Origin of the sequence: Frigoribacterium sp. PhB107, assembly GCF_003751515.1 — a bacterium.
In the GTDB taxonomy this organism is placed as follows: domain Bacteria; phylum Actinomycetota; class Actinomycetes; order Actinomycetales; family Microbacteriaceae; genus Frigoribacterium.
This window is the reverse complement of record NZ_RJKU01000005.1, coordinates 26,780-53,273: the sequence shown is the minus strand read 5'-3', so window position 1 is coordinate 53,273 and position 26,494 is coordinate 26,780. Positions and strand designations below refer to the sequence as shown.

Annotated in this window: 20 protein-coding genes; 8 read left to right on the top strand and 12 right to left on the bottom strand. The window is 73.5% G+C overall.

Features of this window, described 5'->3' with window-relative positions:
- Window positions 1-21: 21 nt before the first annotated feature.
- Together EDF18_RS15685 and EDF18_RS15680 are read right to left on the bottom strand one after the other, a co-directional pair.
- Complete coding sequence (locus EDF18_RS15685; RefSeq protein WP_158614703.1) at window positions 22-1,674, bottom strand: signal peptidase I; 1,653 nt, start codon at window positions 1,672-1,674, stop codon at window positions 22-24.
- Between the two features lie 328 nt (window positions 1,675-2,002).
- Complete coding sequence (locus tag EDF18_RS15680; protein WP_123548784.1) at window positions 2,003-2,620, bottom strand: hypothetical protein; 618 nt, start codon at window positions 2,618-2,620, stop codon at window positions 2,003-2,005.
- 340 nt (window positions 2,621-2,960) lie between these two features.
- Here EDF18_RS15680 and EDF18_RS15675 point away from each other — a divergent pair, with 340 nt between their 5' ends.
- Both EDF18_RS15675 and EDF18_RS15670 read left to right on the top strand, forming a co-directional pair.
- On the top strand, window positions 2,961-3,476 hold the full coding sequence (locus EDF18_RS15675; protein WP_123548783.1) for a MarR family winged helix-turn-helix transcriptional regulator: 516 nt from the start codon (window positions 2,961-2,963) through the stop codon (window positions 3,474-3,476).
- 80 nt (window positions 3,477-3,556) lie between these two features.
- Window positions 3,557-4,063 carry a DinB family protein gene (locus tag EDF18_RS15670; protein WP_123548782.1) on the top strand — a complete coding sequence of 169 codons (507 nt, stop codon included), beginning with the start codon at window positions 3,557-3,559 and terminating at the stop codon, window positions 4,061-4,063.
- Window positions 4,064-4,217: 154 nt separating this feature from the next.
- On the opposite strand, the gene EDF18_RS15665 is transcribed toward EDF18_RS15670, so the two are convergent.
- From EDF18_RS15665 to EDF18_RS15650, 4 genes are all read right to left on the bottom strand, one after another.
- Window positions 4,218-4,811 carry a hypothetical protein gene (locus tag EDF18_RS15665; RefSeq protein ID WP_123548781.1) on the bottom strand — a complete coding sequence of 198 codons (594 nt, stop codon included), beginning with the start codon at window positions 4,809-4,811 and terminating at the stop codon, window positions 4,218-4,220.
- A 121-nt stretch (window positions 4,812-4,932) separates the two neighbouring features.
- Entirely contained in the window at window positions 4,933-5,730 is a 798-nt protein-coding gene (locus EDF18_RS15660) for a hypothetical protein (protein WP_123548780.1), read from the bottom strand.
- Window positions 5,731-5,996: 266 nt separating this feature from the next.
- A complete protein-coding gene (locus EDF18_RS15655) occupies window positions 5,997-8,069 on the bottom strand; it encodes a DEAD/DEAH box helicase (RefSeq protein ID WP_123548779.1) in 2,073 nt (690 codons plus the stop codon).
- Between the two features lie 354 nt (window positions 8,070-8,423).
- Entirely contained in the window at window positions 8,424-11,561 is a 3,138-nt protein-coding gene (locus EDF18_RS15650; protein WP_123548778.1) for an efflux RND transporter permease subunit, read from the bottom strand.
- A gap of 252 nt (window positions 11,562-11,813) precedes the next feature.
- On the opposite strand from EDF18_RS15650, the gene EDF18_RS15645 reads away from it, so the two are divergent.
- On the top strand, window positions 11,814-13,502 hold the full coding sequence (locus EDF18_RS15645) for an ABC-F family ATP-binding cassette domain-containing protein (RefSeq protein WP_123548777.1): 1,689 nt from the start codon (window positions 11,814-11,816) through the stop codon (window positions 13,500-13,502).
- 101 nt (window positions 13,503-13,603) lie between these two features.
- Here EDF18_RS15645 and EDF18_RS15640 read toward each other — a convergent pair whose 3' ends face one another.
- The gene (locus EDF18_RS15640) at window positions 13,604-15,118 is read right to left on the bottom strand and encodes a PLP-dependent aminotransferase family protein (RefSeq protein ID WP_123548776.1); all 1,515 of its coding nucleotides are present in this window, start codon (window positions 15,116-15,118) and stop codon (window positions 13,604-13,606) included.
- A 78-nt stretch (window positions 15,119-15,196) separates the two neighbouring features.
- On the opposite strand from EDF18_RS15640, the gene EDF18_RS15635 reads away from it, so the two are divergent.
- The 5 genes from EDF18_RS15635 to EDF18_RS15615 all read left to right on the top strand — a co-directional run bounded on the left by EDF18_RS15635 (window position 15,197) and on the right by EDF18_RS15615 (window position 20,344).
- Window positions 15,197-15,865, top strand: coding sequence for a YitT family protein (locus EDF18_RS15635; protein WP_123548775.1), 669 nt, complete (start codon window positions 15,197-15,199; stop codon window positions 15,863-15,865).
- 100 nt (window positions 15,866-15,965) lie between these two features.
- On the top strand, window positions 15,966-18,221 hold the full coding sequence (locus tag EDF18_RS15630) for an APC family permease (protein ID WP_233569210.1): 2,256 nt from the start codon (window positions 15,966-15,968) through the stop codon (window positions 18,219-18,221).
- A gap of 285 nt (window positions 18,222-18,506) precedes the next feature.
- Window positions 18,507-19,643, top strand: a complete 1,137-nt coding sequence (locus EDF18_RS15625; protein ID WP_158614702.1) for an LCP family protein — start codon at window positions 18,507-18,509, stop codon at window positions 19,641-19,643.
- A 117-nt stretch (window positions 19,644-19,760) separates the two neighbouring features.
- Complete coding sequence (locus tag EDF18_RS15620) at window positions 19,761-19,979, top strand: DUF3073 domain-containing protein (protein WP_123548772.1); 219 nt, start codon at window positions 19,761-19,763, stop codon at window positions 19,977-19,979.
- A gap of 8 nt (window positions 19,980-19,987) precedes the next feature.
- Window positions 19,988-20,344: a VOC family protein gene (locus EDF18_RS15615; protein WP_123548771.1), complete on the top strand. Its 357-nt coding sequence runs from the start codon at window positions 19,988-19,990 to the stop codon at window positions 20,342-20,344.
- 67 nt (window positions 20,345-20,411) lie between these two features.
- Here the strand turns inward: EDF18_RS15615 and EDF18_RS15610 are convergent, their stop codons facing one another.
- From EDF18_RS15610 to purM, 5 genes are all read right to left on the bottom strand, one after another.
- Window positions 20,412-20,597, bottom strand: coding sequence for a hypothetical protein (locus EDF18_RS15610; RefSeq protein WP_123548770.1), 186 nt, complete (start codon window positions 20,595-20,597; stop codon window positions 20,412-20,414).
- 75 nt (window positions 20,598-20,672) lie between these two features.
- Window positions 20,673-22,310, bottom strand: a complete 1,638-nt coding sequence (locus tag EDF18_RS15605) for a lipopolysaccharide assembly protein LapB (protein WP_123548769.1) — start codon at window positions 22,308-22,310, stop codon at window positions 20,673-20,675.
- Window positions 22,307-23,956, bottom strand: coding sequence for a tetratricopeptide repeat protein (locus EDF18_RS15600; protein WP_123548768.1), 1,650 nt, complete (start codon window positions 23,954-23,956; stop codon window positions 22,307-22,309). Before EDF18_RS15600 ends, EDF18_RS15605 begins: the two co-directional genes overlap by 4 nt.
- Complete coding sequence (locus EDF18_RS16685) at window positions 23,953-25,299, bottom strand: AAA family ATPase (RefSeq protein ID WP_166644849.1); 1,347 nt, start codon at window positions 25,297-25,299, stop codon at window positions 23,953-23,955. Before EDF18_RS16685 ends, EDF18_RS15600 begins: the two co-directional genes overlap by 4 nt.
- A 55-nt stretch (window positions 25,300-25,354) precedes the next feature.
- A complete protein-coding gene (gene purM, locus EDF18_RS15590; RefSeq protein WP_123548767.1) occupies window positions 25,355-26,479 on the bottom strand; it encodes a phosphoribosylformylglycinamidine cyclo-ligase in 1,125 nt (374 codons plus the stop codon).
- Between the last annotated feature and the right edge of the window lie 15 nt (window positions 26,480-26,494).

Genomic DNA, 26,494 nt, shown 5'->3' with positions numbered 1-26,494 from the left:
CCGGGCCGAGAGGGAGGCGGCTCAGCGGCCGTTCTTGACGTGCTGCGCGATCGTCGCGGCCGAGAGGGCCGTGTTGTACGCGGCCGTGTCGTCGAGGCTGCCCGAGAACCAGTAGTTCGCCGAGCTCGCCGGGATGTTCGGCCAGCCGGAGAGGTTGTCGTAGCCGACGCGCCAGTAGCCGGTCATAGGCTCCCCGGCGGCGTTCGACATCGTGCCGACGACCGCACCGTCGACGTAGAGCGTGAGGACGCCCGCCGCGGTGACGGTGCCGGCGACGTGGTGCCAGGTGCCGTCGCGGTAGGTCTTCGTGGTGCTGACGGTCTTGGTGCCGCCGTTGTAGGTGCCGAACGTGATGACGCCGGTGCTGGACGCCCAGATCTGCCGGTCGTACTGGCCCGAGAGGCCGCTGGCCTGGTTGCCGAAGCCGATGATCTTGCCGCCGGTGCTGTTCGCGGGCAGGTTGATCCACGACTCCACGGTGAAGGCGGTCGGCGCCGTGACGGCGGGCGCGTTGGTGGTGACCGCGCCGGAGGTGCCGTTCAGCGTCACGTAGGGGCTCGAGCCGCAGGCGCCCGCGACGCGGGTGACGCCGGTCGAGAGGGTGCCGGCGCGGCCGGTCGAGCTGCTGTCGAGGGCGGAGGTGCCGGATCCCTCGTTGTAGCCGTACGAGAAGACGGGCGAGTCGGTGACGGCGGGCATCAGGCAGTCGTAGGCCGAGGCCGCGGCGAAGCTGCTCGTCTTGTTCGCGGCCTGCGACGAGAAGGCCGCGCCGGCACCGCCCGAGACGACGAGCGTGAGGGCGAGTCCGCCGACGAGGCCGGCGACGGCGAGGGTGCCGGCGGCGCCGCGCAGGCGACGGAGGCGGCGCTCACGACGGTCGGCGAGGCGCGTGCTGCGACGCGAGGCCGGGCCGGCGGCGGTGGCCGGGGCAGCGACGGAGGCGAGGACGAGCCCCGTGGAGACAGTCACGGTGGAGGTGCCCGAGACCGAGGCGCCGGAGGTGCCGGTCGCGGAGGAGGTGCCGGTCGCGTCCTCGGGAGCGCTGGCGGCGCCTCCTTCGCCCCGGCCCTCGCCCTTCAGTTCGCGGCGCAGCGAGCGGTCGGCCTGCGCGCCGAGCACGAGCAGCATCAGCGCGCTGCCCGTGACGAGCAGGTGGCCCCACTGGTGGCCGGCGGCCCAGACGAAGGGGGTGCCGATGTACGGCACGCGGAGGTAGCCGACGCCGACGACGGCGCTGCGGTCGATCGGGGTCGAGTCCGCGGTCGGGTTCGCGTCGCCCTTGGTGACGATCTGCGTGCCCTGGCCGTTGTCGTCGTAGCGGTGCAGGCGGAGGTGGTCGGCGTGGTCGGGGTCCTGGAACAGGAGCACCTGGCCGCGGTGGATGGACGACTCCGCGACCGGGCGGGCGACGACGACGTCGCCGGGGTGGATGCGCGGCTCCATCGAGCCGGTCATGACGGTGGTGGGGGTCCAGCCGATCACGGCGGGGACGGCGGCCCAGAGCAGCAGGCCGACCAGGGTGCCGAGCACGGTGCGCGAGAGGATGCCGACGACGATGCGGAGCCAGCCGAGGCGGGCGCTGGCGGTGCCGCTGGTGCTGGTCTCGTGGCCGCGGGCGCCGACGGCCGCGACGGAGGCGGTGGCCGGGTGACGAGGGACGTCGTACGTGGTCATGGCGTCCTCCTGTCTGGTCGGTGCGGGTGCCGGCGCTGGTGAGGCGCGGGTGCGGTGCTGGTGCGTGCTGGGCTGGGCTGGTGCTGGCGGGGCTGGTGGTGCGCTGCGCCCCAGGGGGCCGCGGGTCATCGGGCGACCCACGGACCCCTGCGTCGACGGTCCGGGCCGTCGTGGTGCGCGCCCGGCTGGTGACCGGGCAGGTGGCCCGCCGGCGGGTTCGGGAAGCCGGCGGAGCTGGCCCGTCGCCGCCCACGGGGGAGGAAGGCGGCGACGGGGTCGTGCCCCGTCGCCGCCCACTGGGAGGGAGACGACGGGAGTCGAGGCGGCTCTAGCTGTTCTGGGCTTCCCAGGTGAGGCCGAGCGAGGCGGTGCCGGACTGCGTCGTGTTGGGCGCAGCGTTCGAGACCGTGTACGAGACCTGGTAGACGCGGGTCTCCGAGGTCGTGGTCTGGGTGCCGGTGGTGCCCGTGGGGGCCCAGTTGCCGACGCCGTTGCTGAAGTTCGTGTAGCTGGTGCCGAAGCCGGCGAGCGTGCCGTTGTACAGCGACGATCCGGCGGCGAGGGGGGTGAAGCCCGAGCAGGAGCCGAAGCCGCCGCCGGTGCCCTGCACGACGCTGAGCGTGATGTTGGAGGCCAGGTTGTTCGTCGTCGCGGCGGCCGTGCCGTAGAGCTTGACGGTCGAGGCGAGCGTGCCGGTCGAGGTGACGGCGATGCAGTTGGTGCCGGTCGAGCCGGGCTTGAGGTTGGTGGCCGTGAACAGCGCGGTGTTCGAGTCGTCGTCGGTCAGCGCGACGGAGCCGGCGGTCCAGTTGCTGGTCGGGTTGACCGTGGTCGACGAGAAGGCCGAGTACGAGGCCTGCGAGACGACGACGCCGCTGGCGACGAGGGCGGCGGGGATGGCGATCCAGGCGGCGAGGCGGGCGGCGCGGGGGGTGGGACGGGACATCGTGGGCTCCAGGGGGTGAGAAGTGGTGGTGAGGCAATTCGGGTGGGGCGGCAGTTCTCGAGACAGTTCGTGGGGGCTGAGCATCTCGACACCCGTGTCTCCCGGTGATCGAGAGGTTCGGTGTCCGTGTGACTCGGTGCCCAAGTGGTACGACAATCAAGTTATTCGGGTGTCGAGTAGCTTGCAAGCCGAGGGATGCCCCCAGTGGTGGGGGGTACCTTTTCCGTCGTGTTGCTCGACGACCGAGCTATAGTGGGGTCACCGATCGTCGTGCGGAGTCACCAACCGCAGGGGGTCTCCCCTTCTCTCGCACCTCACGCCCCCTCCTTGGAGCGCACGAATGACCGACATCTCCCCCCAGCCCGCGGCCGGGACCGCCCCTCCCCGCGACGCCGACGGCCTCGTCGACGTCGACGAGGTGCTCTCCGCCTTCTCCACGCTCCTCGCGCAGAACGCCCGCGTCGAGCGCCTCGTCGCGACCCACTTCGGCATCGGCACCACCGACCTGACCTGCCTCGTCTTCGTCGCCAACAACCCCGACAGCACCCCCAAGCTCGCCGCCGAGGCGCTCGAGCTGTCGACCGGCGCCACCACGAGCCTCATCGACCGGCTCGAGAAGGCCGGCTTCGTGGCCCGGCGTGCGCACCCCACCGACCGCCGCAGCGTCGTGCTCGAGCTCGCCCCCGAGGGCCAGGCCGCCGTCGCCGAGACGGGCGAGTTCTACCGCAGCGCCTTCCGCGACGCGATCGACCCGCGCCAGCTCGACTTCCTCGCCTCGGTGATGCGCGCCATCGGCGACTCGCTGACGCGCCGCGCCGTCGACGACGACACGACGGGCGCGCAGGCCTCCCGCTGACGGGCTGCCCCACGGCGGCCAGGTCGCAGGCCGCCAGCCGCACCTGAGACGCCTCCGCGCCCCGGTCGTAGGGTGGCGCGATGACTCCCTCCGACGTGCTCATCGAGGCGTTCGACCGCCTCCCCGCCATCGCCGCCGCCGCCGTCGACGGCCTCTCGGTCGACGACCTGGCCTGGCGCCCTGACGCCGAGGCCAACACCATCGCCTGGCTGGTCTGGCACACCGCCCGCGGGCAGGACGTGCAGATCGCCGACCTCGCCGCCTCCCACCAGGTCTGGACCGCCGACGGCTGGGCCGACCGCTTCGCGCTCCCCTTCGACGACGCCGAGATGGGCTACGGCCAGTCGCCCGCGGAGGTGGGCGAGGTGCAGGCCGAGCCGCGCCTCCTCGTCGCCTACCTCGAGGCGGTCACGCTGCGCACCCGCGGCTACCTCGAGGGGCTGGACGCCGCCTCCTACACGGACGTCGTCGACGACGCGTGGGACCCGCCCGTCACCGCCGGCTCGCGCCTCGTGAGCATCCTCGGCGACTGCACGCAGCACCTCGGCCAGGCGTCGTACGTGCGCGGGCTGCTCGACCGCCGCTAGCGCCCGCTTCACTGGCCGCCGCGCCCGTGCGCGCGCCCGCACCCCGCGAACCCGCGCGCACCCTCGCGCGCGCCGTGGGGTGTGCGCGGCTTCGAGGGGTGTCGACGCAGGCGTGCGACGAAGGAGGCGCGGGTCGCCTCCCGCGACCGCCCGCCTACCGCAGGGACTCGGGCGCGACCTCCGCAGGGACCTCGTAGCTCAGCGACCCGGCCAGCTCGTCGAGCACCGCCCGTGCGGCCTCGTACTCCCCCACGAGGACGGGATCGACGACGGCGTGGGCGTGCGGCCAGTCGACGTCGGGCTCGCCCCAGCGCCAGGCGTCGAGGGTCGACGCAGCCGCCCGGGTCGCGCTGACCGCCCGCGCGAGGGCGACCAGGTCGTCGTGGGCGAGCGACTTCCCGTCGGACCCGGCCCACGTCGCGAAGCTCGCGGGCACCTCCACCAGGGACTCGCGGGCGACGCGGGTCGCGGCCCGCTGCCGCGCGCGGGTCTGCTCCTGCACGCGCCCGTCGAGCCAGGCCCAGACGGGGATGCCGCCCGCGGCGGCTCCGACGGCGCCGAAGGCGATCCACGACGGCCACTCCACGAGCCCGAACGCACCGACCGCGAGGGCGATGCCGAGGACTCCTCCGCCTGCTGCCGCGGCTCCGGCGGCCGTCGGGTCGACCGGACTGCCGACCCGGGGCCAGGTGAGCGCGCTCCGGAGCGCTGCCTCCGCCTCCTGCCGCGACAGGTGGGGGTCGGCCACCGGGTGCCGCCGCGGTCGTGAGGTCCGACGCCGCTGCCGGACGCGTGCACGGCCGAGGCGTCACGATCGAACTCGTCCCCGTGGCCGAGCGTGCCCCCGGGCACGTCGTCGAGGAAGACGCTCACGATCCCTCCGCCCCGGGGCGCACGCCCGCCGCCGCGGCGAAGCCGACCTCGTCGCCGAGGGCACGCAGCTCCTCCGACGCCCTGAGCTGTGCCGCGTCCAGGGCCACCACCGCCGGGTGGGTGCCGTGGCGGTCGCCGGGCCCCGCGTCGGCATCGTCGCCGTGGCTGTGGCCGTCGGCCCCGTAGTCGAGGTCATCGTCGGGGTCGGGGTCGTCGTCGGGGTCGTCCAGCCGCCAGTACAGGACGTCGCCCAGCCGCCAGTGAGCCGCCTCGAGCTCGGACAGCACGTCGACCGCCGCGACCACGCGCCAGACGTCAGCCGCGGCGGGGGCGTCTGCGCCGACGTCGGCGCCGCCGCCGCCTCCGGCCCAGCCGAGCACGGAGCCCGGGATCGGCACGACGCGTGGGCTCGTCGCCGCCTCGGCCTCGACCCGATCGCGCCGCCAGGGCGCCTCGAGCAGCACGATGCCCGCCGTGGCCGCGGCGACGAAGCCGATCCCGCCCAGCACGACGGCGACGGCGATCCGCCCGGGCAGCTCAGCCAGGTCCAGCTCGGCCATGACGACCACGGTGCCCCAGAACGCCCCGCCCAGCACGACGAGGGCGACGACGCCGGGCGTCCACGCCAGCACCCGGCGCACCAGGCTGCGGTTCGTGGGAGCGTTCTCGGCGCGGTGCGCGCGCACCGCCTCCTCGGCCTCGGCTGGTGTCAGCGACGGGTCGACGACGTGCCAGACCTCACGGTCGCTGATGCGGACCCGGACTATGCCGGGCCTCTCGCGGGTCGGGGCCACGCTGCGAGCCTAGGCCGCAGCTGCAGCCGCAGCCGCGGTGCGACGCGCCTGCACCCCGCCAACCCGCGCGCACCCTCGAGCGCGCCGAAGGGTCCGCGCGGGTTCCGCGGGTGCGCGGCTCCGCGGGTGCGCATGCGGTTCGCGCCGCGCCGCATCGGTGCCGCCTGCCGACGCGAAAGCGACGAACCCCCGTGGTGTTCCCCGGAGGTTCGTCGCGTTCACGTCGCCTGGCGCCCGCCAGGGAGCCGAAGGAGGTGCGGTGCGGCCTAGACGCCGGCCAGCTGGTCGACGAGGGCGTCGCCCGAGCGGGCGTCGATCATCTCGGCCTCGATCTCGGCTCGGTCGAGCAGCTCCTCCATGCGGCGGCGACGGGGGCGCGTGATCAGCGTGACGACGGTGCCCTCCTTGCCGGCACGGCCGGTGCGGCCCGAGCGGTGCAGGTACGTCTTGTACTCGTCGGGCATGTCGGCCTGGACGACGAGTTCGATGTCGTCGACGTGGATGCCGCGGGCGGCGACGTCGGTCGCGACGAGCACGTTCACCTTGCCGCTGGTGAGCAGGCCGAGGTTGCGCGTGCGGCGGGCCTGGTTCAGGTCGCCGTGCAGGCTGGTGGCGCGGATGCCCGCGTCCTCGAGCTGGTCGGTGAGCTGCTCGGCGAACGCACGGGTGCGGGCGAAGACGAGCGTCTTGCCGGGGCCCGACGCGAGCTGCTCGATGACGGCCGTCTTGTCGCGCTGCTCGATGACGAGCACGCGGTGGTCGATCGTCGAGCTGGCCTGGTCTTCTCCGGCGACCTCGTGCACGGCGGGCTTGACGAGGAACTCGTCGACGAGCTTCGCCACGCCCTTGTCGAGGGTCGCGCTGAAGAGCAGCTTCTGGGCGCGGTCGCCGTTCGGCTTCACCTGAGCGGTCTCACGGATGATGCGCTGCACCGGCTCGAGGAACCCGAGGTCGCACATGTGGTCGGCCTCGTCGAGCACCGTGATGACGACCTCGCTGAGGTCGAGGCGGCCCTGGTCGATCAGGTCCTCGATGCGGCCGGGGGTGCCGATCACGATGTCGACGCCGCGGTTCAGCGCGCCGACCTGGCGGGCCTGGGGCACGCCTCCGTAGACCTGCGTGGTGAACAGGCCGACCGAGCGGGCGATGGGCTGCACGGTGCGGTCGATCTGCATCGCGAGCTCGCGCGTCGGGGCGAGGATCAGCGCACGGGGCCGACGGCCCATCTTGCGGTTCTTCGCGCCGTTGTTCTCCATCAGCTTCTCGACGAGCGGGGCGCCGAAGGCGATGGTCTTGCCGGAGCCGGTGCGACCGCGGCCGAGCACGTCACGACCCGCGAGCACGTCGGGGATCGTCGCGGCCTGGATCGCGAACGGAGCGGCGGCGCCCATCGAGGCCAGCTGGCGCTCGATGTTGTCGCCGAGGCCCAGGTCGCCGAAGCTGACGCCCTCGACGTCCTGCGCCGTGAGCACCTCCGCCTGGAGCTTCTCGAGCTTGACGTCGTCCTCGGGCGAGTAGTGCGTGCCCTGGTCGCGCTTCGGGTAGAAGTCGGAGCTGGGCCCCTGGGAGCCGGTTCCGGGGCGGCGCGGAGCGCCGTCACGGCCGTGCGAGTAGGGAGCGTTGCGCTCGGCGGCGCCGGGGCCGCGGTCGAAGCTGCGGGGCGCGCGATCGTCGCGGCCGCCGCGGCTGTCGCGGTCGAAGCTGCGGGGCGCGCGATCGTCGCGGCCGCCACGGGCGTCGCGGTCGTACGAGCCGCCGGAGGTGCGTCCGCCGCGCTCGGGACGGTCACCCCACGAACGGGCCGGCTGGTCGTCGCGGGGCGGGCGCCCGGCGGGCGTGTAGTTCTTGGGCGCGCGGTCGTCGCGGCGAGCGGGACGCTCGTTGCGGTCGTCGCGGCGGGCGGGACGCGCGTCGCGGTCGTACGGACGACCGCCGCGGTCGTCACGACCGCCGCTGTCGCGGGCCGGACGAGCATCGCGGTCCCAGCTGCGGGCGGGGCGTCCGTCGCGTCCGGCGCGGGCCGCCTCCTTGCCGCCGTCCCGGCCGAAGCGGGGGGCGCCTCCGTCGCGGCCGCGCTCGGCGTTGCGGGCGTCGTGGTCGCGGGGGGCGAAGCGGCTGTTCGAGGTCTTCTCGCGCGGCTCCCAGTTGGGGCGGCTGCTGCCGCTGCGGGGGGCCTCGCCGCGGCGCTCGGCGCGGGCGTCCGAGTTCCAGCGGTTCTTGCGCTCGGGGGCGCCGGCCTCGTCGGGGCGGTGGCCGCGGTGCGAGGAGCTCTTGGAGCCCGGCTTGCGGTGCGGGTCGGTGCCTCGCGAGCGTGAAGGAGTCTTGTCGTAGGGGGGCATGGTGTTCTTTCCGGGCTTGTGCGATGACGCGAAGAAATACCCGGGCAGCCATTGACCAGGACCGTTCACATACGTGAATTCATCCCGACGAGATCCGTCGTGAATCCGGCCCACAAGACGTACAAACCCTCATGTGTCCCGCTCGTCGCCTCCGGTGGTTGTCCGGGGAGCGACGCCGCAGGACGTGCGCGCCACAGGCACGCGGTCTTGAGCCGACCCACCTACGATACCCGACCCTCCCCCGGAACAGAACCCCCGCCTCCCCGGTTCGGCACCCTGCCCGCATGGCACGGTCCCGACGTGGAAACGACGAACCTCCGCGATGTTCTGCGGAGGTTCGTCGTTCTCGCGTCTCTACGCCGACGTGTCGGCCGAGGAGGCGCCCGGGACGCCGTCGCGACGGTCGGCCCGTCGCTCACGCCACCCCTCGTACAGCGAGTACAGCACCGGCAGCACGACCAGGGTCAGCACGGTCGACGACACGAGCCCGCCGATCACGACGACGGCCAGCGGCTGCGAGATGAACCCGCCGTGGCCGGTGATGCCGAGCGCCATCGGGGTCAGGGCGAAGATCGTCGCGGTCGCCGTCATCAGGATGGGCCGCAGCCTGCGCGACGCCCCCTCGAGCAGCGCCTCGCGTACCCGCAGGCCACGGGTCCGGTACTGGTTCACGAGGTCGATCAGCACGATCGCGTTCGTGACGACGATGCCGACCAGCATCAGCACGCCGATCAGCGACGCGACGCCGAGCGGGATGCCGGAGGCGAGCTGCAGCAGGATCGCGCCGGTCGCCGCGAACGGGATCGACACCAGCAGGAGGAGCGGCTGCAGCAGGCTGCGGAACGTCGCCACCATGACGATGTACACGATCAGGATCGCGATGAGCACCGCGAGGAACAGCTGCGAGAACGCGTTCGACTGGTCGGCGACGGCGCCGCCGACGACGGCGTCGGCCCCGGCGGGCAGGTCGAGCCCGGCGATCGCGTCGTCGACCTCGGTGCCGGCGCTCGACAGGTCGTCGCTCGACGGGGTCACGGTGACGGTGGCGCTCCGGACGGCGTCGGTCGTGGTGACCGAGGTGGGGCCGTTCGTCTGCTCGACCGTGGCGATCGAGTCGAGGCGCACCGGCCCGGTCGCGCTCGGCAGCTCCAGTGCGCGGAGCTCGTCGAGGGTCGCGGGCGGCGTCGGGTCGACGGTGTAGATGTCGACCGAGCTGTTCTCGATCTCGAGGGAGCCCACCCGGAACGGCTGCACGGCCTGCGAGACGATGCCGCCGACGGCGACCTCGCTGAGGCCGATGTCCGCGGCCGCCTCGCGGTCGACGACGACGCCGATGACCGGCTGGGCGGCCTGCAGGTTCGACCCGGCCTCGGCCGTGCCCGGCAGGTCGCCGACGGCGGTGAGCACGGTCTCGGTCGCGGTCTGCAGGGTGTCGGGGTCGGGCGCGGTCACGTCGACGGTGATGTCGTTGCTCGTGCCGAAGCCGCTCGACGCGGTCAGCTCGATGTCGCCCGCGTCGGCGACGTCGTCGAGGCGCGAGCGCACCTCGGCCTGCAGCGCGTCCTGGTCGGCGTCCTCGTTCGTGGTGATCGAGTAGGTGACGGTGCTGTCGCCGGTACCGCCGAAGAAGCTGGCGATGGAGGTGCCGCTCGAGCCGATCGTGAGCTGCACCGTCTCGATGCCGTCGACGCCGTCGAGCTCCGTCTCGACCTTCGAGGCGGCGTCCGAGAGCACCTGCAGGCTGGAGGCGGGCGCCAGGGTCTGCGTGACGGTGAACGTGTTCTGCCCGCTCGCCCCGAGGAAGTTCGTCTTCATCAGCGGGATGGCCGCAGCCGTGCCGCCGAGCACCAGGACAGCGACGAGCAGGGTCACGACCGGGTGGCGGAGCGTGCCGCGCAGCACCGGCACGTAGACGCGGCGCAGCCGGTCGAGCGGCGCCGGGTCGCTCGGGTCGGAGGCGGCGGTCGTGAGCCGCTCCTGCGCCTGCTCGCCCGCGGCCCCCGGCGCGTGCTTGTGCACCTTCGGCGCCCGGAGGAACCAGTACGCGAGCACCGGCACGATCGTCAGCGAGACGAACAGCGACGCGAGCAGGGCGATGGTCACCGTCAGCGCGAAGGGCCGGAACAGCTCGCCGGTGATGTTGCCGACGAAGGCGAGCGGCAGGAACACGACGACGGTCGTGACGGTCGACGCCGTGACGGCGCCCGCGACCTCGCGGACGGCGGTGGTGATCGACGCGACGCGGCCGTCGCCTCCTGCGAGGTGCCTCTTGATGTTCTCGATGACGACGATGGAGTCGTCGACCACGCGCCCGATGGCGATGGTGAGCGCACCCAGCGTCAGGATGTTGAGCGTGTAGCCGGCGGCCTGCAGGCCGATGAAGGTGATGAGCACGCTCGTCGGGATGCTGATCGCGGTGACGATCGTCGAGCGCACCGACAGCAGGAACACGAGGATGACGATCACCGCGAAGACGAGCCCGAGCAGCCCCTCCTCCGCCAGCGCGTCGATCGACTGCTGGATGAACGGCGCCTGGTCGAAGACGATCGACAGGTCGACGTCCGAGCCGAGGTCGGAGGCGAGCGACGGCAGGGCATCTTGCACGGTGGTCGACACGTCGACCGTGTTGGCGTCGAGAGTCTTGGTGACCGCGATCGTGAGGGCGTCCTGGCCGTCGACACGGCTGATCGAGGTGACGGGCGCGCCGCTGAGGGCCACGTCGGCGACGTCGTCGATCGTGACCGCCGAGGTGCCACCGAGCAGCGGCAGGGCCGCGACCTCGTCGGTGCTCGTGAGGCGCTGGCCGGCCTGGATCGAGAGGGTCTGGCCGTTCTCGGTCAGCGTGCCGCCGGGGATGAGGGTGCCGTTCGCGTCGAGGGCGTCCTGGAACGCCTGCGTGGTGAGGCCCGCCGCGGCGAGCGCCGTGCTGTCGGGCGTGATGACGACGCGCTGGCCGGCGTCGCCGTAGATCGAGGCCTCGCGCACGCCGTCGAGCTTCTGCAGGTCGGGCACGGTCGTGTTCGTGAGCCGGTCCACGAGCGCCTGGGTGTCGTCGGCCGAGTAGCCGGTGACCGCGATCTGGACGATGGGCAGGTCGTCGAGGCTGCCGGTGACCACCTGGGTGTCGACGCTGTCGGGCAGCGTCAGCCGGTTGATCGCCGACTGGATCTTCTGCTCGGCCGCGCCAAGGTCGGTGCCGTACGTGAACTCGGCCGAGACCGTGCTCTGCGACGTGCTCGACGTCGCGGTCGTGCCCTCGAGCCCGGGGATGATCTGCACCGCCTGCTCGATCGGCGTCGAGACGTCGTCGTTGACCACCTCGGGCGTCGCGCCGGGGTACGAGCTGACGATCGCGATCTGCGGGAACTGCACGTTGGGCGCGAGCTCTTGCTTGAGCGACGTCAGCGCGATGCCGCCGAAGACGGCGACGACGATGGTGACGAGGGCGATCAGCGCGCGGTTGCGCAGGCTGAAGACGGACAGAAGATGCACGAGGCTCCGGTGGTGAGAGGGAGGGGACGACCAAGGAGGCGACGGTGACGACGTGCACCGCGCCTCCATTGTCACCAGCCTCTCTGGGAACTGGCGGCGCTTTCTCACACGCTGTGCAGAGGTGGTGCGGTCGACACGACGGTGGAGGAGCCGATAGCCTGCTCGGCTGCCCACTTCGCGGCGGCACCTGCACGCTCAGCCGGACGACCGCGTCGCACCGTCGAGACCGCCACCCCTACAGAGAGACCTCCCATGGGCTACATCGACGTCAACCGCGTGTCCTACGCACTCGCCGACGGCAGGCCGCTGCTCGACGAGGTGTCGTTCCGCGTCGGCGAGGGCCAGAACGCGGTGCTGATCGGGGCGAACGGGGTCGGCAAGTCGACCCTGCTGCGGATGGTCCGGGGTGAGCTCCGGGCCGACGAGGGCGCGATCAGCATCGACGGCGGCCTCGGGGTGATGGACCAGTTCGTCGGCCACGTCCGCGACGACAGCACCGTGCACGACCTCCTCGTCGGCATCGCGCCGCCTGCCGTCCGCGACGCCGCGCGCGCCCTCGACGCGGCCGAGCTCGCCCTGGTCGAGCACGACGTCACAGAGACGCAGATGGCGTACGCCACGGCGCTCTCCGACTACGCGGACGCCGGGGGCTACGAGGTCGAGACCCTCTGGGACACCTGCACGACCGCCTCCCTCGGCGTGCCCTGGGAGCGCGCTCGCTGGCGGCAGGTGTCGACCCTCAGCGGCGGCGAGCAGAAGCGGCTCGTGCTCGAGGCGCTCCTCCGCGGGCCCGAGCAGGTGCTGCTGCTCGACGAGCCGGACAACTACCTCGACGTCCCCGGCAAGCGCTGGCTCGAGGAGGCGCTGGTCGCGACCCCCAAGACGGTCCTGCTGGTCAGCCACGACCGCGAGCTGCTCGGCCGCGTCGCCGACCGCGTCGTGACGATCGAGACCGGGGCAGCGGGCAACACCGCCTGGACCCACGGCGGCTCGTTCCGCACCTACCACCAGGCCCGGGCCGACCGGATGGACCGCCTCGACGAGCTCCGCCGCCGGTGGGACGAGCAGCACGAGAAGCTCCTGACCCTGGTGCGGAACCTCAAGGTCAAGGCGACCGCGATGGACAGCATGGCGTCGCGGTACCAGGCGGCCCTGACGCGTCTGCACAAGTTCGAGCTCGCCGGCCCTCCCCAGGAGCGCCCGCCCGAGCAGGACCTGAAGATGCGCCTGACCGGCTCGCGCACCGGCAAGCGGGTGGTGGTCTGCGAGCAGCTCGAGCTGACCGGGCTGATGGCGCCGTTCGACGCCGAGCTGTGGTTCGGCGAGCGGATCGCCGTGCTCGGCTCGAACGGGTCGGGCAAGTCGCACTTCCTCAGGCTGCTGGCGCGCGGAGGCACCGATCCCGACCCGCGCGACGGCCACGTGACGACCGTGGGCGGCACTCTCGCCCCCGTGCCGCACACCGGCCGGGCCGTCCTCGGCGCCCGCGTCGTGCCGGGCTGGTTCGCGCAGGCGCACGAGCACCCGGCGATGATCGGGCGCACCCTGCTCGAGATCGTGCACGAAGGCGACGACGAGCGTCGGGGCCTCGGTCGCGAAGCCGCCAGCCGCGCCCTCGACCGCTACGGGCTGGTGGGGTCGGCCGAGCAGGTCTTCGAGTCGCTCAGCGGCGGGCAGCAGGCCCGGCTCCAGATCCTGCTGCTCGAGCTGAGCGGCGCGACCCTCCTGCTGCTCGACGAGCCCACGGACAACCTCGACATCGTCTCGGCCGAGGCACTCGAGGAGGCGCTCGACCGGTTCGAGGGGACGGTCATGGCCGTCACCCACGACCGGTGGTTCGCCCGCTCGTTCGACCGGTTCCTCGTGTTCGGCAGCGACGGCGACGTCTACGAGGCGCCCGGCCCGGTCTGGGACGAGAAGCGGGTGCAGCGGGCCCGCTGAGCAAGCCCGGCTGGCCGACGGACGAGCTACACCCCTGAACCCGCACTACACCCGCTGTTCGAGGGGTGTAATGCGGGCTCGGGGGTGTAGCTCGCGGCTGCTCAGACGACCTCGGCCATCAGCGCCCCGCGCGGCGCCTGCACGCCGTCGATGCCGTCCCAGGCGGCGGCGAGCGCCGCGAGCGCCCTGTCGGTCTCGTCGTCCGGGTACGAGTAGGGCACCCGCAGGAACCGCTCGAACGCCCCGTCGACGCCGAACATCGGCCCGGCCGCGAGCAGCAGCCCGTGCCGGCGGGCGGCGAGCACGAGCTGCGAGCTGACCGGTGCGCCGAGGCCCACCCACGTCGTGAGGCCGCCGGCCGGCGAGGGCACGCTCCAGCCGGGGAACGCGCTGCGGAGGCCGGCGACGAGCCGGTCGCGACCGTGCCTCAGCTGCCGGGAGCGCGCCTCCAGCACGCCGTCCATGTCGCCGAGCAGGTCGGCGACGATCAGCTGCTCGAGCACCGGGGTGCCGAGGTCGCCGGCCGAGCGGGCGCGCACGAGGCGCTCGACGAGGGGTCGCTCGGCGCGGATCCAGCCGATCCGCAGCCCGCCCCAGAGCGACTTGCCGACCGAGCCGATCGTGACGGCGGGCCCGTAGGCCGCCATCGGCAGCGGCCGAGCAGCGGCACCGGCACTGGTACCGGCACCAGCGCCAGCACCCGCACCCGCACCCGCACCGGGGAAGGAGGCGCCCCGCGGCCCCCCGACGACGAGCTCGGCCATCGTCTCGTCGGCGATCACGATCGTCCCCTCGTCCGCCGCGGCCTCGAGCACTCGCACCCGCTGCGCCTCGGGCATGGTCGCCCCGGTGGGGTTGTGGAAGTCGGGCATCAGGTAGGCGACGGGCGGGCTCGTGCGCCGCAGCGTCTGCAGCAGCGCCGACTCGTCCCACCCCTCGTCGACGGTCACGCTGACGGGCGCGAGCCGGGCACCCGCGGCCCGCAGCGCCTCGAACGCATGCGGATAGCCGGGGGTCTCGACGACGGCCCGGTCGCCGCGGCCGACCAGGACCCGGGCCAGCAGGGCGATGGCGTGCTGGGCGCCGAGGGTGACGACGATCTGGTCGGCGCTCGTCTCGAGGCCACGGGCGCGGTAGCGGGCCGCGATCGCCTCGCGCAGCACCGGGCGGCCGACCGTGTCGTAGCCGGGCTCGGAGAGGTAGGCGCCGAGGCGTCCCGCGGCTCGCTGCGCCGCCTCCGCGATGCCGCCGACGGCGGGCATGGCCGCCTTGGTGAAGTCGAGCACGTCGCCCTCGGCGGCGGGCCGCGTCGACCGGACCTTCGCCTGGTCGGGCAGCCGCACGACGCTGCCGCTCCCCCGCAGGCTCGTGACGTGGCCGGCGTCGCGCAGTGCGGCGTAGGCCGCGGCGACGGTCGTGCGGCTGACCCCGAGGTGCGTCGCGAGGTCGCGCTCGCTCGGCAGGCGCGTGCCCACCGAGAGCCGGCCGTCGAGCACGAGCAGGCGGATGCGGTCGGCGAGCGCGGCGTAGCCGGGCGACGAGGAGGCGCGCCACGAGTCGAGCAGCACCCCCAGCGCCCGCGACGACACGGCCGGTCCGCTCGTGACGATGCTCATGCGACGACAGCTCTCATGCAGCCACACTAGGCCGATTGGACTCTTGCTACCAGGCCGCTCGCCCGATTGGATCGGTCCATGCTCCTCACCCGCCGCCTCCTGCAGCTCCTCATCGGCCTCTTCCTCTACGGCGTCGCCATCGCGCTGATGGTGCGCGCCGGCATCGGGGTCGCCCCGTGGGACGTGCTGACGCAGGGCATCGTGAAGCAGACGGGCCTCGGCTTCGGCCTCGTCGTGTTCCTCACGAGCGTGCTCGTGCTGCTGCTCTGGATCCCCCTCCGACAGAGGCCGCGCTTCGGCACGATCGCCAACGCGCTGCTCGTCGGGCCCTTCGCCGACCTGGGCCTGCACGTGCTGCCGCAGCAGACGGTGTGGTGGGCGCAGGCCCTGACCTTCGCGCTCGGCCTGCTGCTGCTCGCCGCCGCGAGCGGCCTCTACATCGGCGCGGCGTTCGGGCCCGGTCCGCGCGACGGCCTGATGCTCGGCCTGCACCGCCGGTTCGGGGTCCGGGTCGGGGTGGCCCGTACAGCGATCGAGGTGACGGTGCTCGCGATCGGGTGGCTGCTGGGCGGCCAGGTCGGCATCGGCACGGCGCTCGAGGCCGTCCTGATCGGGCCGATGGTGGCCTTCGCGCTGCCGCTCTTCGCACCCCGTGCGACACGTGTAGCCGAACCCTCGACCGACTCGACCACCGCCTCCGGCACGACCACCGGCCCGGTCCCGACGACCACCTCGACGGCCGCCTGACGAATCGGGAATGCGCCGTCCCCGCCGCGAGTTGACAGGCCCTCGGCGCGGAGTAGAGTCGCCGCTCGTGACTGACGACACCAGGTCGCCGAAGCGGTGGCTGATCGGTGAACCCCTCCCCTCGGAGAAGCTCGAAGGCCAGCTGCTCCCGAAGCACCTCGCCCTCCCGATCTTCGCCAGCGACCCGCTGAGCTCGGTGGCGTACGCGCCGCAGGAGCTGCTGATGATCCTGCTGATCGGCGGGCTCGGGTTCCTCACCCTCGCGCCGTGGGTCGCGGTCGCGGTCGTCGTGCTGCTGCTCGTCGTCGTGGCGTCGTACCGCCAGCTGATCAAGGCCTACCCCTCAGGAGGCGGCGACTACGAGGTCGCCCACCGCAACCTCGGCGAGAAGGCCGGCCTCGTCGTGGCCTCCGCCCTGCTGGTCGACTACGTGATGACGGTCGCCGTCTCGGTCGCGTCGGGCGTGGACAACATCATCTCGGCCGTGCCCGAGCTGGCGCCGGTCCGGGTCGAGCTGGCGATCTTCTTCGTCATCGCGCTGGCCGCGGTGAACCTCCGCGGCGTGCGCGAGTCGAGCAAGGCCTTCGCCGTGCCGACCTACCTCTTCGTGTCGAGCGTCTTCGTCATGATCGTGATCGCGCTCGTCCGCACCGCCCTCGGCGACCCGCCGGTGGCCGAGAGCGCCGGGTACACGGTCCAGGCCGACCAGCTGACGCAGGCCGCCTTCATCCTGTTGCTGCTGCGCGCCTTCTCGAGCGGCTGCTCGGCCCTGACCGGGGTCGAGGCGATCGCCAACGGCGTGCCCGCGTTCCGCCGGCCCAAGGTGCAGAACGCCCAGAAGACGCTCGTGCTGATGGGCAGCATCGCCATCGTGCTGTTCGCCGGGCTGGTCGCCGTGGCCCTGATCGCGAAGGTGCACTACGCCGAGGACGCCTGCGACCTGCAGGGCTTCGTCGACTGCGAGGGCACCCCGCAGCGCAGCCTGATCGCCCAGATCGCCAGCGCCGTGTTCGGCGGCTCGCTGTTCGGCATCCCCTTCTACCTGATCCAGGCGTGCACGGCGGCGGTGCTGCTGCTGGCCGCCAACACGGCGTTCAACGGGTTCCCGCTGCTCGGCTCGATCCTGGCCCGCGACCAGTACGCCCCCAAGGCGCTCAACACCCGCGGCGACCGCCTCATCTACTCGAACGGCGTCATCGTCCTGGCGCTCGTCGCCTGCGCGATCCTGCTCGTCTACCAGGCCAGCGTCACCGGGCTGATCCAGCTCTACATCATCGGCGTCTTCGTGTCGTTCACGCTCGGGCAGACCGGCATGGTCGTGCACTGGACCCGCATGCTGCGTGAGGGCTGCGCCGACCGTGGCGCCGTCTACCGCGCCCGGGGCATCAACGCCTTCGGGGCCCTGCTCACCGCCTCCGTGCTGATCGTCGTGACCGTGACGAAGTTCACCCACGGAGCGTGGCTGGTGTTCGTGATCATGCCGATCCTGTTCACGCTGATGCTCGGCGTGAACCGCTACTACCGCGACGTCCGGGTCGAGATCGAGCCCGACGCGACGACGCAGTTCGGCTCGCACGGCGACCACGCGATCGTGCTCGTCGGCACGATGCAGAAACCGGTGCTCAAGGCACTCGACTACGCGATCGCCGCCCGGCACGAGTCGCTCGAGGCGATCCACGTCGGCATCGACGACGAGGCCACCGCACTGCTGCAGCGGCAGTGGGCCGAGCAGGAGATCGAGGTGCCGCTCCGAATCGTCGCGTCGCCCTACCGCGACATCAGCATGCCGCTGATCAAGTACATCAAGGCGCACCGGGCCGAGCACGGCTCCGAGGTCGTGACGATCTACACGCCGATCTACATCGTCGGCCACTGGTGGGAGGCGGCGCTCCACAACCACAAGAGCCGCCGGATCCGCCAGAAGCTGATGCTGGTGCACGGCGTGACGATCTCGCTCGTGCCGTGGCTGCTCGACTCGTCCGAGATGCTCTACGGCCGCCGGTCGCGGCCGGTCCCCGGCCAGGACCGTCGCGGCGAGCCCATCCGTCCCCTGCCCCGGCGCCCGCTCGGGCCGGCCGGGTCGGTGCCCGCAGGAGGCGCGGGGCCGGCCGGCAGGTCCGGCGCGGCCGTCGAGGGCGGTGCCGTCCACCGCGGCCTCGTGGTCGACGCGGAGCGCGACGCCCCCGGTGCCGACTCGACCGCCGCCCCCTCGGGCGAGGTCCACGCCCCTGGTCCGAAGCAGACGCCGCGTGCCCCCGGCAAGGGCCAGAACGTGGGGAACGCCCGCCGTGGCGACGCGGCCCGGCGCGCCCGCTCGGCGGCCCGCAACGGCACGGGCCCCCGCCGCAAGAAGTAGCGCGCGGGCTGCGCCGGCGCCCGGCCCGCGCCGGCCGAACTGCGCGGAATGGGACGTGGTGGACGGGGGCCCACGGCCATGTCGTCCCTTTTCGTCTGATCTCCCGCCGCGAGCAGGCGGCTGCGGCGGCTGAGGCGGCGGCGGAGCCTGGGCATCGTCTCGACATCGTCGACACAGCCTGGACTGATGTATCACCCGCGAGATATCGTCGGATCGGCCCTCGAGAGACGAGGGCGAGCCTGCCCACCCGGGCGGGCACCCGCCGACGCATCCCGGAGCACCACCATGGACGACCTCTCTGCCCTCGGGCTGGGCCGCGACGACGACGCGACCACCTCCTCCTCACCCGCCTCCTCAAGCGACGGCGAGCGCGACGAGCGCGACGATGGCCGCGGCCGCCGCGGCCGGCGCAGGCCCCGCTCCCGTGCCGCCCGCACCCTGATCGGGGTCAGCCTCGCGCTCGTCGCCCTGCTCGTGGTGGCAGGCGTCGCCGCCGGTGGGTTCGCGCTGCACCTGGCCTCGTCGTGGGACGACGCGACCACGAGCCTCGACGACGCGTTCCCCGCCGACGCCGACCGGCCCGCCCCCGCGGACGACGGCTCGGTGAACGTGCTGCTGATGGGCTCCGACTCCCGGGGCGACGAGACGACGCTCGACGACGGGTCGCCCTCCGACCAGCGCACGGACACGATGATGCTGCTGCACGTCGACGCCGACCGGCAGTACGCCTCGGTGATGTCGGTCATGCGCGACCTGTGGGTGCCGATCCCCGGCCGCGGCGAGGGCAAGGTCAACTCCGCCTTCGCGCGCGGCGGCAGCCCGCTCGCGGTGCAGACCGTCGAGCAGCTGCTCGGCGCACGCGTCGACCACGTGGCGATCATCGACTTCGACGGGTTCGCCGACATGACGACCGCGCTCGGCGGAGTCGACGTGGTGAGCGAGAAGGCGTTCCGCAGCACGGCGTCCGACCGCAGGTCCGCCCACGAGTACGTGCAGGGCGTCAACCACCTCGAGGGCGACTCCGCCCTCGCGTTCGTCCGCGAGCGCAGCGCGTTCGCCGACGCCGACTTCCAAAGGGTGGAGAACCAGCAGGCGTTCCTCGACGGCGTCCTCCGCACCCTCGTCAGCCGGGCGACCCTCACCGACCCGACACGGGTCACCGGCTTCCTCGCCGCGACCGCGCCGCACGTCACGGTCGACGCCGACCTCGACGCCGGCACCCTCGTCGCGCTCGGGGCCGGCCTCCGGGGCCTGCGTCCCGACGACGTCGACTTCTTCACCGTCCCGACCGCCGGCATCGGCACCTCGGCCGACGGCCAGTCGATCGTCCTCCCCGACGACGCGGCGATCTCCGAGCTCCGCGACGCCCTCCGCGGCGACCAGGTGCGAGCGTTCCTCGACGCCCGTGGGGGCCGCCCGTGACAGGCCGTCAGGGCTGGGGGCACATGCTAAGATCGATGCAGTTTTGCAACGTCACCTGTCGGTAGTTCCCGGTTCGTCCGACACCGTTTCCGGGCCGAATTCACGAGGGGGTCACGCATGGGGCGCGGCCGTCAAAAAGCCAAGCACACCAAGGTCGCCAGAGAGCTGAAGTACTTCAGCCCTGACACCAACTACGGTGCGCTCGAAAAAGAGCTTGCGACCAAGAGCGATTCCGACGAGTACGTCGACCGGTGGGCCGACGACTTCGAGGACGACTCCGACGTGGACACCGACCTCGACGAGGGTGCGGACGACCACCAGAGCAAGAGCGCCTAGGCGCGACCATGTCGCTCGAGTGGGAACAGGTCGTCGTCGACGCTCTCGACCCTGACGCGCTCGCCGCCTGGTGGCGCGAGGCGCTCGGCTGGGTCGACATCAGCGAGCCGGGCGACGAGCCCGAGCTGCGGTCGGCCCCCGACTCGCTCCCCGGGCTGCTGTTCGTGCGCGTGCCCGAGCCCAAGACCGTCAAGGACCGGCTGCACCTCGACTTCCGTCCGGACGACCAGGCGGCCGAGGTCGCGCGGCTCGAGGCCCTCGGTGCCGTGCGCGTCGACGTCGGCCAGGCCGACGCCTCCTGGGTGGTGCTCGCTGACCCCGAGGGCAACGAGTTCTGCGTGCTCGGCTCGCGCCGCACCTCCTAGCGCCCGTCGCGCGCACCGTCTCCGGTCGCGAGCAGCCGCAGCGCCGAGGAGGCGCCGGCCCGGTCCGCTAGCCGACGAGCTGCCCCAGCACGGGCATCAGGCCCATCGCGACGACGAGCACGAGCCCGCCCGCGGTGAGGAACGCCACGCGCTTGCCGCCGGTCACGGGCGAGACGCCTCGCCGGGGAGCCGGGGTGAGGGGCACGCGGGTGACGCGTGCGACCGGGAGGCTGGTGGGGGTGTGAGTGGTCATCTGGTCGACTCCTTCGTCGTCCGTGCCGACGTCGTCGTCGACTCCGCCCCGGAGGGCGTCTGCTGAGGATACGCCTCACGGACCGACAGTCGCCTCCCCGTCCCCGGACCCGGGCAGGTCGAACGTGAAGTCGGGCACCTCGATGGTCGGCACCGCCGTCGGTGCGCGCGGGGGCTCCGAGCCGAAGTCGGGCATCCTCCCCGGGCCCGCGTCCTGCTCCTGCCGCTCGCGCTCCTCACGCTCCTCCCGTCGTTCCTTCTGCTGTCGACGCAGGGCGTCGCGCGCCTCCGGCCCGCCCGGCGCCCCCACCCAGGTGAGCCCGCCCGGCCGCTCGGCCGCGCCTCCGGAGACCACCTCGGCGACGGGCCCGCCGAGGCCCAGCAGCAGGGCGAGCACGACGGCCCCCGCCGACAGGCGTCGGAGCCCGACCGGGCCTGCGTCGTGACGCACCGCGACCAGCAGCGCGCCGGCCAGCGGGGCCGCGAGCGAGAGGCACGCGGCGGCCGCGACGAGCGGGTTCGCGACGAGCCCCGCCGCCCACAGCACGCCGACGACGAGGACGAGCCCTGCCCTCACGGCCACCACCGCGACGTCTGCCGCCCCCGGGCGCTGGTCGGTGTCGTCGGCGCCCTCGACCGACGACCGCTCGGCCGTCACCAGGCGCGCGGTCACCACGGCGCCGCCGACGGCCGAGGCGACGGACGCGAGGAGGACCAGGGCCACGCCCGGCAGCCCCTCGCCGTCACCCGTGCCGAGCGCCAGGATCCCCGCGGCCGCGGCCGGAGGCGCCACGACGTCGGCGACCGTCTGCAGCCGACCTCCGCGGTCGGACCAGAGCACCCGCCTCACGAACGACCGCGGCACCTCGGCCAGCACCGCGCGCAGCACGCGCAGGGCACCCCACACCAGGAAGACCAGTGGCGCCAGCAAGCCCAGGATGCCGGGGCTGACGGGCAGCCACACGGCTCCCAGCAGGGCCACGGTGGACACCGTCGGCGCGACGACGGCCGGTCGGTGGACGGCCCGGCGCACCGCCGCCTCCAGCCGCAGTCGCGTGGCGTCGTCGAGCGGGCTCAGCGCGGCGGCGGACCGCAACAGCCCTGCGGATGTGCCCGCCTCTGTGGTCGAGAGGCCGGCCAGCAGGACGAGGGCGTCCGGCTCGTGCGGGTCGAGGGCGAGGGCCCGGCGCAGGTGGGTCTCCGCGTTCGCCGGGTCGTCGACCCGGTCGAGCACGCCCGCGACGACGTGCGCGAGGGGCAGGTCGGGCGCGAGCCGGAGCGCCTCCTCCACCGACGGCCGTGCCCGGTCGCGGTCCGCTCGTGTGGCCGTGGCGTCGTACCCGGCCGCCAGCCCCACGATGAGGTGCGCCCGGGTGGAGTCCGGATCGAGGCGCAGGGCCACCCAGGCCGTCTCGGCCGCCCGCCGGATGCCGTCCCCGGGCATCTTCAGCTGCACGCGGGCGAGGGCCACCAGCGGCTCCGCCGACTCCGGCAGCACGGCCACCGCCTCGCGGGCCGTCGCCTGCGCCTCCTCGAGCGACCCGTCCGCCGCGAGCGCGTCGGTCAGGGCCAGCAGGAGGCGCGGGTCGCCGGGCGCCCCGGCGAGCGCCGCACGCAGCAGGCCCACCGCGCGCCCCGGTCCGCTCGTCACGGTCGCGACCTGCGCCTCCCGCACCGCCTTCTCGACGGGGTCGACGCCCTCGGGGCCGCTCACCGCGCGGCCTCCTGCCCGTCGGAGCTGCCGGACGGCCCCGTGCCAGGCTCTGCAGTCGGCTCGAGCGTCGGCATCTCGAACGTCGGCATCTCGAACGTGGGCAGCGGCCGAGGCACGAGCTCACCAGGGCGGGGGCCCTCGTCCTCGTCGGCGGAGTACTCGGGCAGCAGCGCCGTGAGCACCTCACCGCCCGGCACCGAAGCCAGCCACGGCGGCGCGAAGCCCCGTTCCGAGATCTCGGCTGCCGACGACCCGAACGGCACCAGCAGGCTCGCGACCACCACCGCGACGGAGGCCGCGAGGGCCAGCCGGGGAGCGACGGCGGCGCGGCGCGGTCCGCGCGGGCCCGCAGTGAACGGAGCCCGGCGGAGCTGACGGAGGCGCGCCACGGGGAACGGCAGGAAGGCCAGCGCCGAGAGCAGGGCCGTGTAGCCGAGGGCGTTGCCGCTCACGAGCCCGTCCCCGGTCCAGGCGAGCACCAGCACGACGAGGTAGAGCACGACGAACCCGAGGGCGACCGGCAGCGCGCGACGCCAGAGGCCGGCCCATTGCGTCTCCTCCAGCTGCACCTTCAGCGCGCGCGGGACGGGGCCGGCCTCGTCGCGCTCGACGGTCCCCCGGCGTGCGGCACCGCTGAGGAGCACCGCCACCGCGAGCACGAAGACGCCGGGGCTCAGCCCGCCCTCCGCCGCGACGACCAGGACGAGGCCGAGCGCGGCGACGACCGGTGCGGCGAGGTTCAGCAGCGTGATCCGGCGTCGCAGGCCGGGGGCGAGGACCACCCGACGCGTGAAGCTCGACGGGACGTCCTTGCCCACGTCGCGGGCGAGCAGCGCCAGCCGCAGCACCGCCGCGGCCAGGGCGACGAGCCCGAGCGCGGCGACGAGGCTCATCGGCAGCACGACGCCGACGGCCGTCACGGACACGCTCGCGACGACGGCCAGCAGGCCCAGGCGGTGCACGCCGTCGTGCACGACCGAGGTGAGCACCTGGGTCGCCCTCGGGTGGCCGGGGTCCGCAGCCAGCACCGACCGGGCGAGCGACACTCGACGGGCCGGGGACGTCGTGCGAAGCGACGCGAGGAACAACACCGTCATGGCGTCGTCGGGCTTCACGGCCAGGGCGCGACGCAGCCAGCGCTCGGCGGCCACGGGGTCGGCCTCCATCTCGATCCACCCGGACGAGAGCAGGGCGATGAACGACGAGGGATCGAGCTCGACCGCCCGTCGCGCGTGCTCCCGGGCCTGCTCGAGCCCTCCGCCGGGCTCCTCGGCCCCGAGCACCAAGGCCTCCGCGGCGACGGCGTGGGCGTCGACGGCAGCGGGGCCGGTGGGGTCGGCCTCGAGGAGACGGTCGGTCACCCGGGCGACCTCGTCCCACCGCTGGAGGTCGAACAGCACCCGCGCCAGCTCGATCTGGCACTCGGCGGGGCCCTCGAGCGCCACGGCTCGCCGGGCGACGCCCTCGGCCGCCGCCGACCGCCCGCTCAGGCGGAGCACGACGGACAGCGTGGTCAGCATCCCCGGGTCGTCGGGGGCCGTGCGCAGGCCCTCGCGGACAGCGCTCTCGGCGTCCGACCAGCGCCGGGTCGCGATGAGCCGGGTCGCCTCGGCGAGCACCAGCTCGCGCGGCACAGCCTGGGTCACAGCATCTTCCGCGAGCGGAGGTACTCCTTCAGGTCGTCGTAGCGACCGCTCTCGTTGGCGAACTCGACCACGTTGCGCGACGACTCGAGCCACGGCGTGGTCGACGACTTGACACCCCTCATCGCCTCGACCACGTGGGGCATGCCGATCGGCGCGACCTGGCCGCTGCGGATCGACTCGTTCATGGCGATCTCGGCGGCGGTGTCGCAGATGAAGGCGAGGTCCGCGCCGCTGAAGCCCTCCGTCCGGTCGACCACCCAGCCGAGGTCGATCCCCGCGATGGGCCGCTTCGAGAGGTGGTGCCGCAGGATCGCGTCCCGGGCCGGCTCGTCCGGGGGCAGCACGAGCAGCGTGCGGTCGAAGCGGCCGGGCCGGAGGAACGCCTCGTCGACGTCCCACGGGTGGTTGGTGGCGGCGAGCACGAAGAGGCCCTCGTTCTGCGTCGAGACCCCGTCGAACTCGAGCAGCAGCTGGTTCACGACCGACTTGAGCCAGGCGGCGCCGCCCAGGTTCGACCGCTTTCCCGCGACGGCGTCGAGCTCGTCGATGAACAGCACCGTCGGCGAGAGCTCGCGGGCCTTGGTGAAGACGGCCCGGACGTTCTTCTCGCTCTCGCCCATGAACGACGAGAGGATGTCGGCCATGCTCACGGTGAGGAACCGCGCGCCGAGCTCGCCCGCGACGGCGCGGGCGATGAAGGTCTTGCCGCAGCCGGGAGGGCCGTAGAGCAGCAGTCCCCCTCGCAGGCTCTTGCCGAACGCGGCGGCGATCTCCGGGTGCTTCATCGGCTCGAGGAAGCTGTCGTTGAGGCGTTTCTTGACCTCGTCGAGGCCGCCCACGTCGGCGAGCGTCACCCGCGTGCCGCCCGGGTTGAGGATCGCGACGTCCTCCTCGGCCGTCGTGTAGACGACGCCGTCCTCGGTCGTGACGAAGGGCGCGGGAACTACGCCGCCGATCTGCTCCTCGAAGAGCGACCAGTCGACGCCGTCGTCGTCCTCGGTGCCGTCGGCGCCGGGCCCCGGAGCGCCCGCGGCGCCCTGCGGACCGGCCGCGTGCCGCGGGGCGGCCGGTGCCCCCGACGACGACGCGGACGGGACCTGCTCGGCGGTCGTGGCGGGCGCCTCCGTGACGGGGGCCGCCCCGAGGGACGAGGTCGCCTGCGTGATCAGGGCGAGCGCGGCCGGGTGGCCGGGCACCTGCTCGAGCACCTTGCCCAGGTGGCCGAACGACTCGGCTCCCCTGCCGGTGGCGATGAGCGCCCCGGCCAGCGCGAGGCGCGGCCCCACGGCCCCCGGATCGGCCTGCACCTCGGCCTCGTACTGCGCGATGACGTCGTCAGCCACGGTGTCCCCCCTCGTCGTGTGACATCAGCGTAGGCCGCGGGTCAGCGGCGGACCACTAGGCCCGGAAGCTGCCGACCAGGCGCACGGACCCGCCGTCGACGCCCTTGGCGCCCTGCTCGAACCCGGTCAGGTCGCGGGCCGCGGTCGAGACCGTGCCGACCTGCCACGTCGCGATGCCGTCGGCGACGAGGGCCGCGGTCACGGCGTCGGCCGAGGTGGCGTCGACGACGGCGATCATGCCGATGCCGAGGTTCCAGGTGCCCTCGCTCGACTCGAGCGTCGAGCCCGCGAGGTCGCTCAGCACGCGGAAGACGGGGTCGGGCGACCAGGTGCCCCGGTCGACCTCGGTCGACGAGCCGAGCGGGAGGACGCGGGCGAGGTTCGCCGCGATGCCGCCGCCGGTGACGTGGCTGAGCGAGTGGACCGCCCCGGCGAGCGCCGGGTCGTCGAGCACGCGCAGCAGCGGCGACGTGTAGAGGCGGGTCGGCTCGAGCAGGGCCTCGCCGATCGTGCCCGACAGCTCGGGGAGAGTGTCCTCGTAGCCGAGGTCGGCCGACCGCAGGACGTGGCGGACGAGCGAGAAGCCGTTCGAGTGCAGCCCGGACGACGCCAGGGCGAGCACGACGTCGCCGTCGCGGACGAGGTGCGAGCCGAGCTGCTGGCCGGCCTCGACCGCGCCGACAGCGGCACCGGCGACGTCGTAGTCGTCCGGGCCGAGCAGGCCGGGGTGCTCCGCCGTCTCGCCGCCGACCAGGGCCGTGCCCGTGGCGCTGCAGGCTCGCGCGATGCCCTCGACGATGGAGGCGATGCGTGCCGGGACGACCCGGCCGCACGCGATGTAGTCGGTCATCATCAGCGGACGCGCCCCGACCACGACGATGTCGTCGACGACCATGCCGACCAGGTCCTGCCCGATGGTGTCGTGCTTGTCGAGGGCCTGGGCGATGGCGACCTTGGTGCCGACCCCGTCGGTCGAGGTGGCCAGCAGCGGACGCTCGAACGACTTGAGGAACGACACGTCGAACAGGCCGGCGAACCCGCCGAACCCGCCGACGACGCCGGGCCCGTGGGTGGCGCTGACCGCCGCCTTCATCAGCTCGACCGCGCGGTCGCCCGCGGCTGTGTCGACCCCCGCCGCGGCGTAGGAGGCGCTGGTCGAGGGGGCAGCGGGAGTCGCCATTCGTTCATCCGTTCG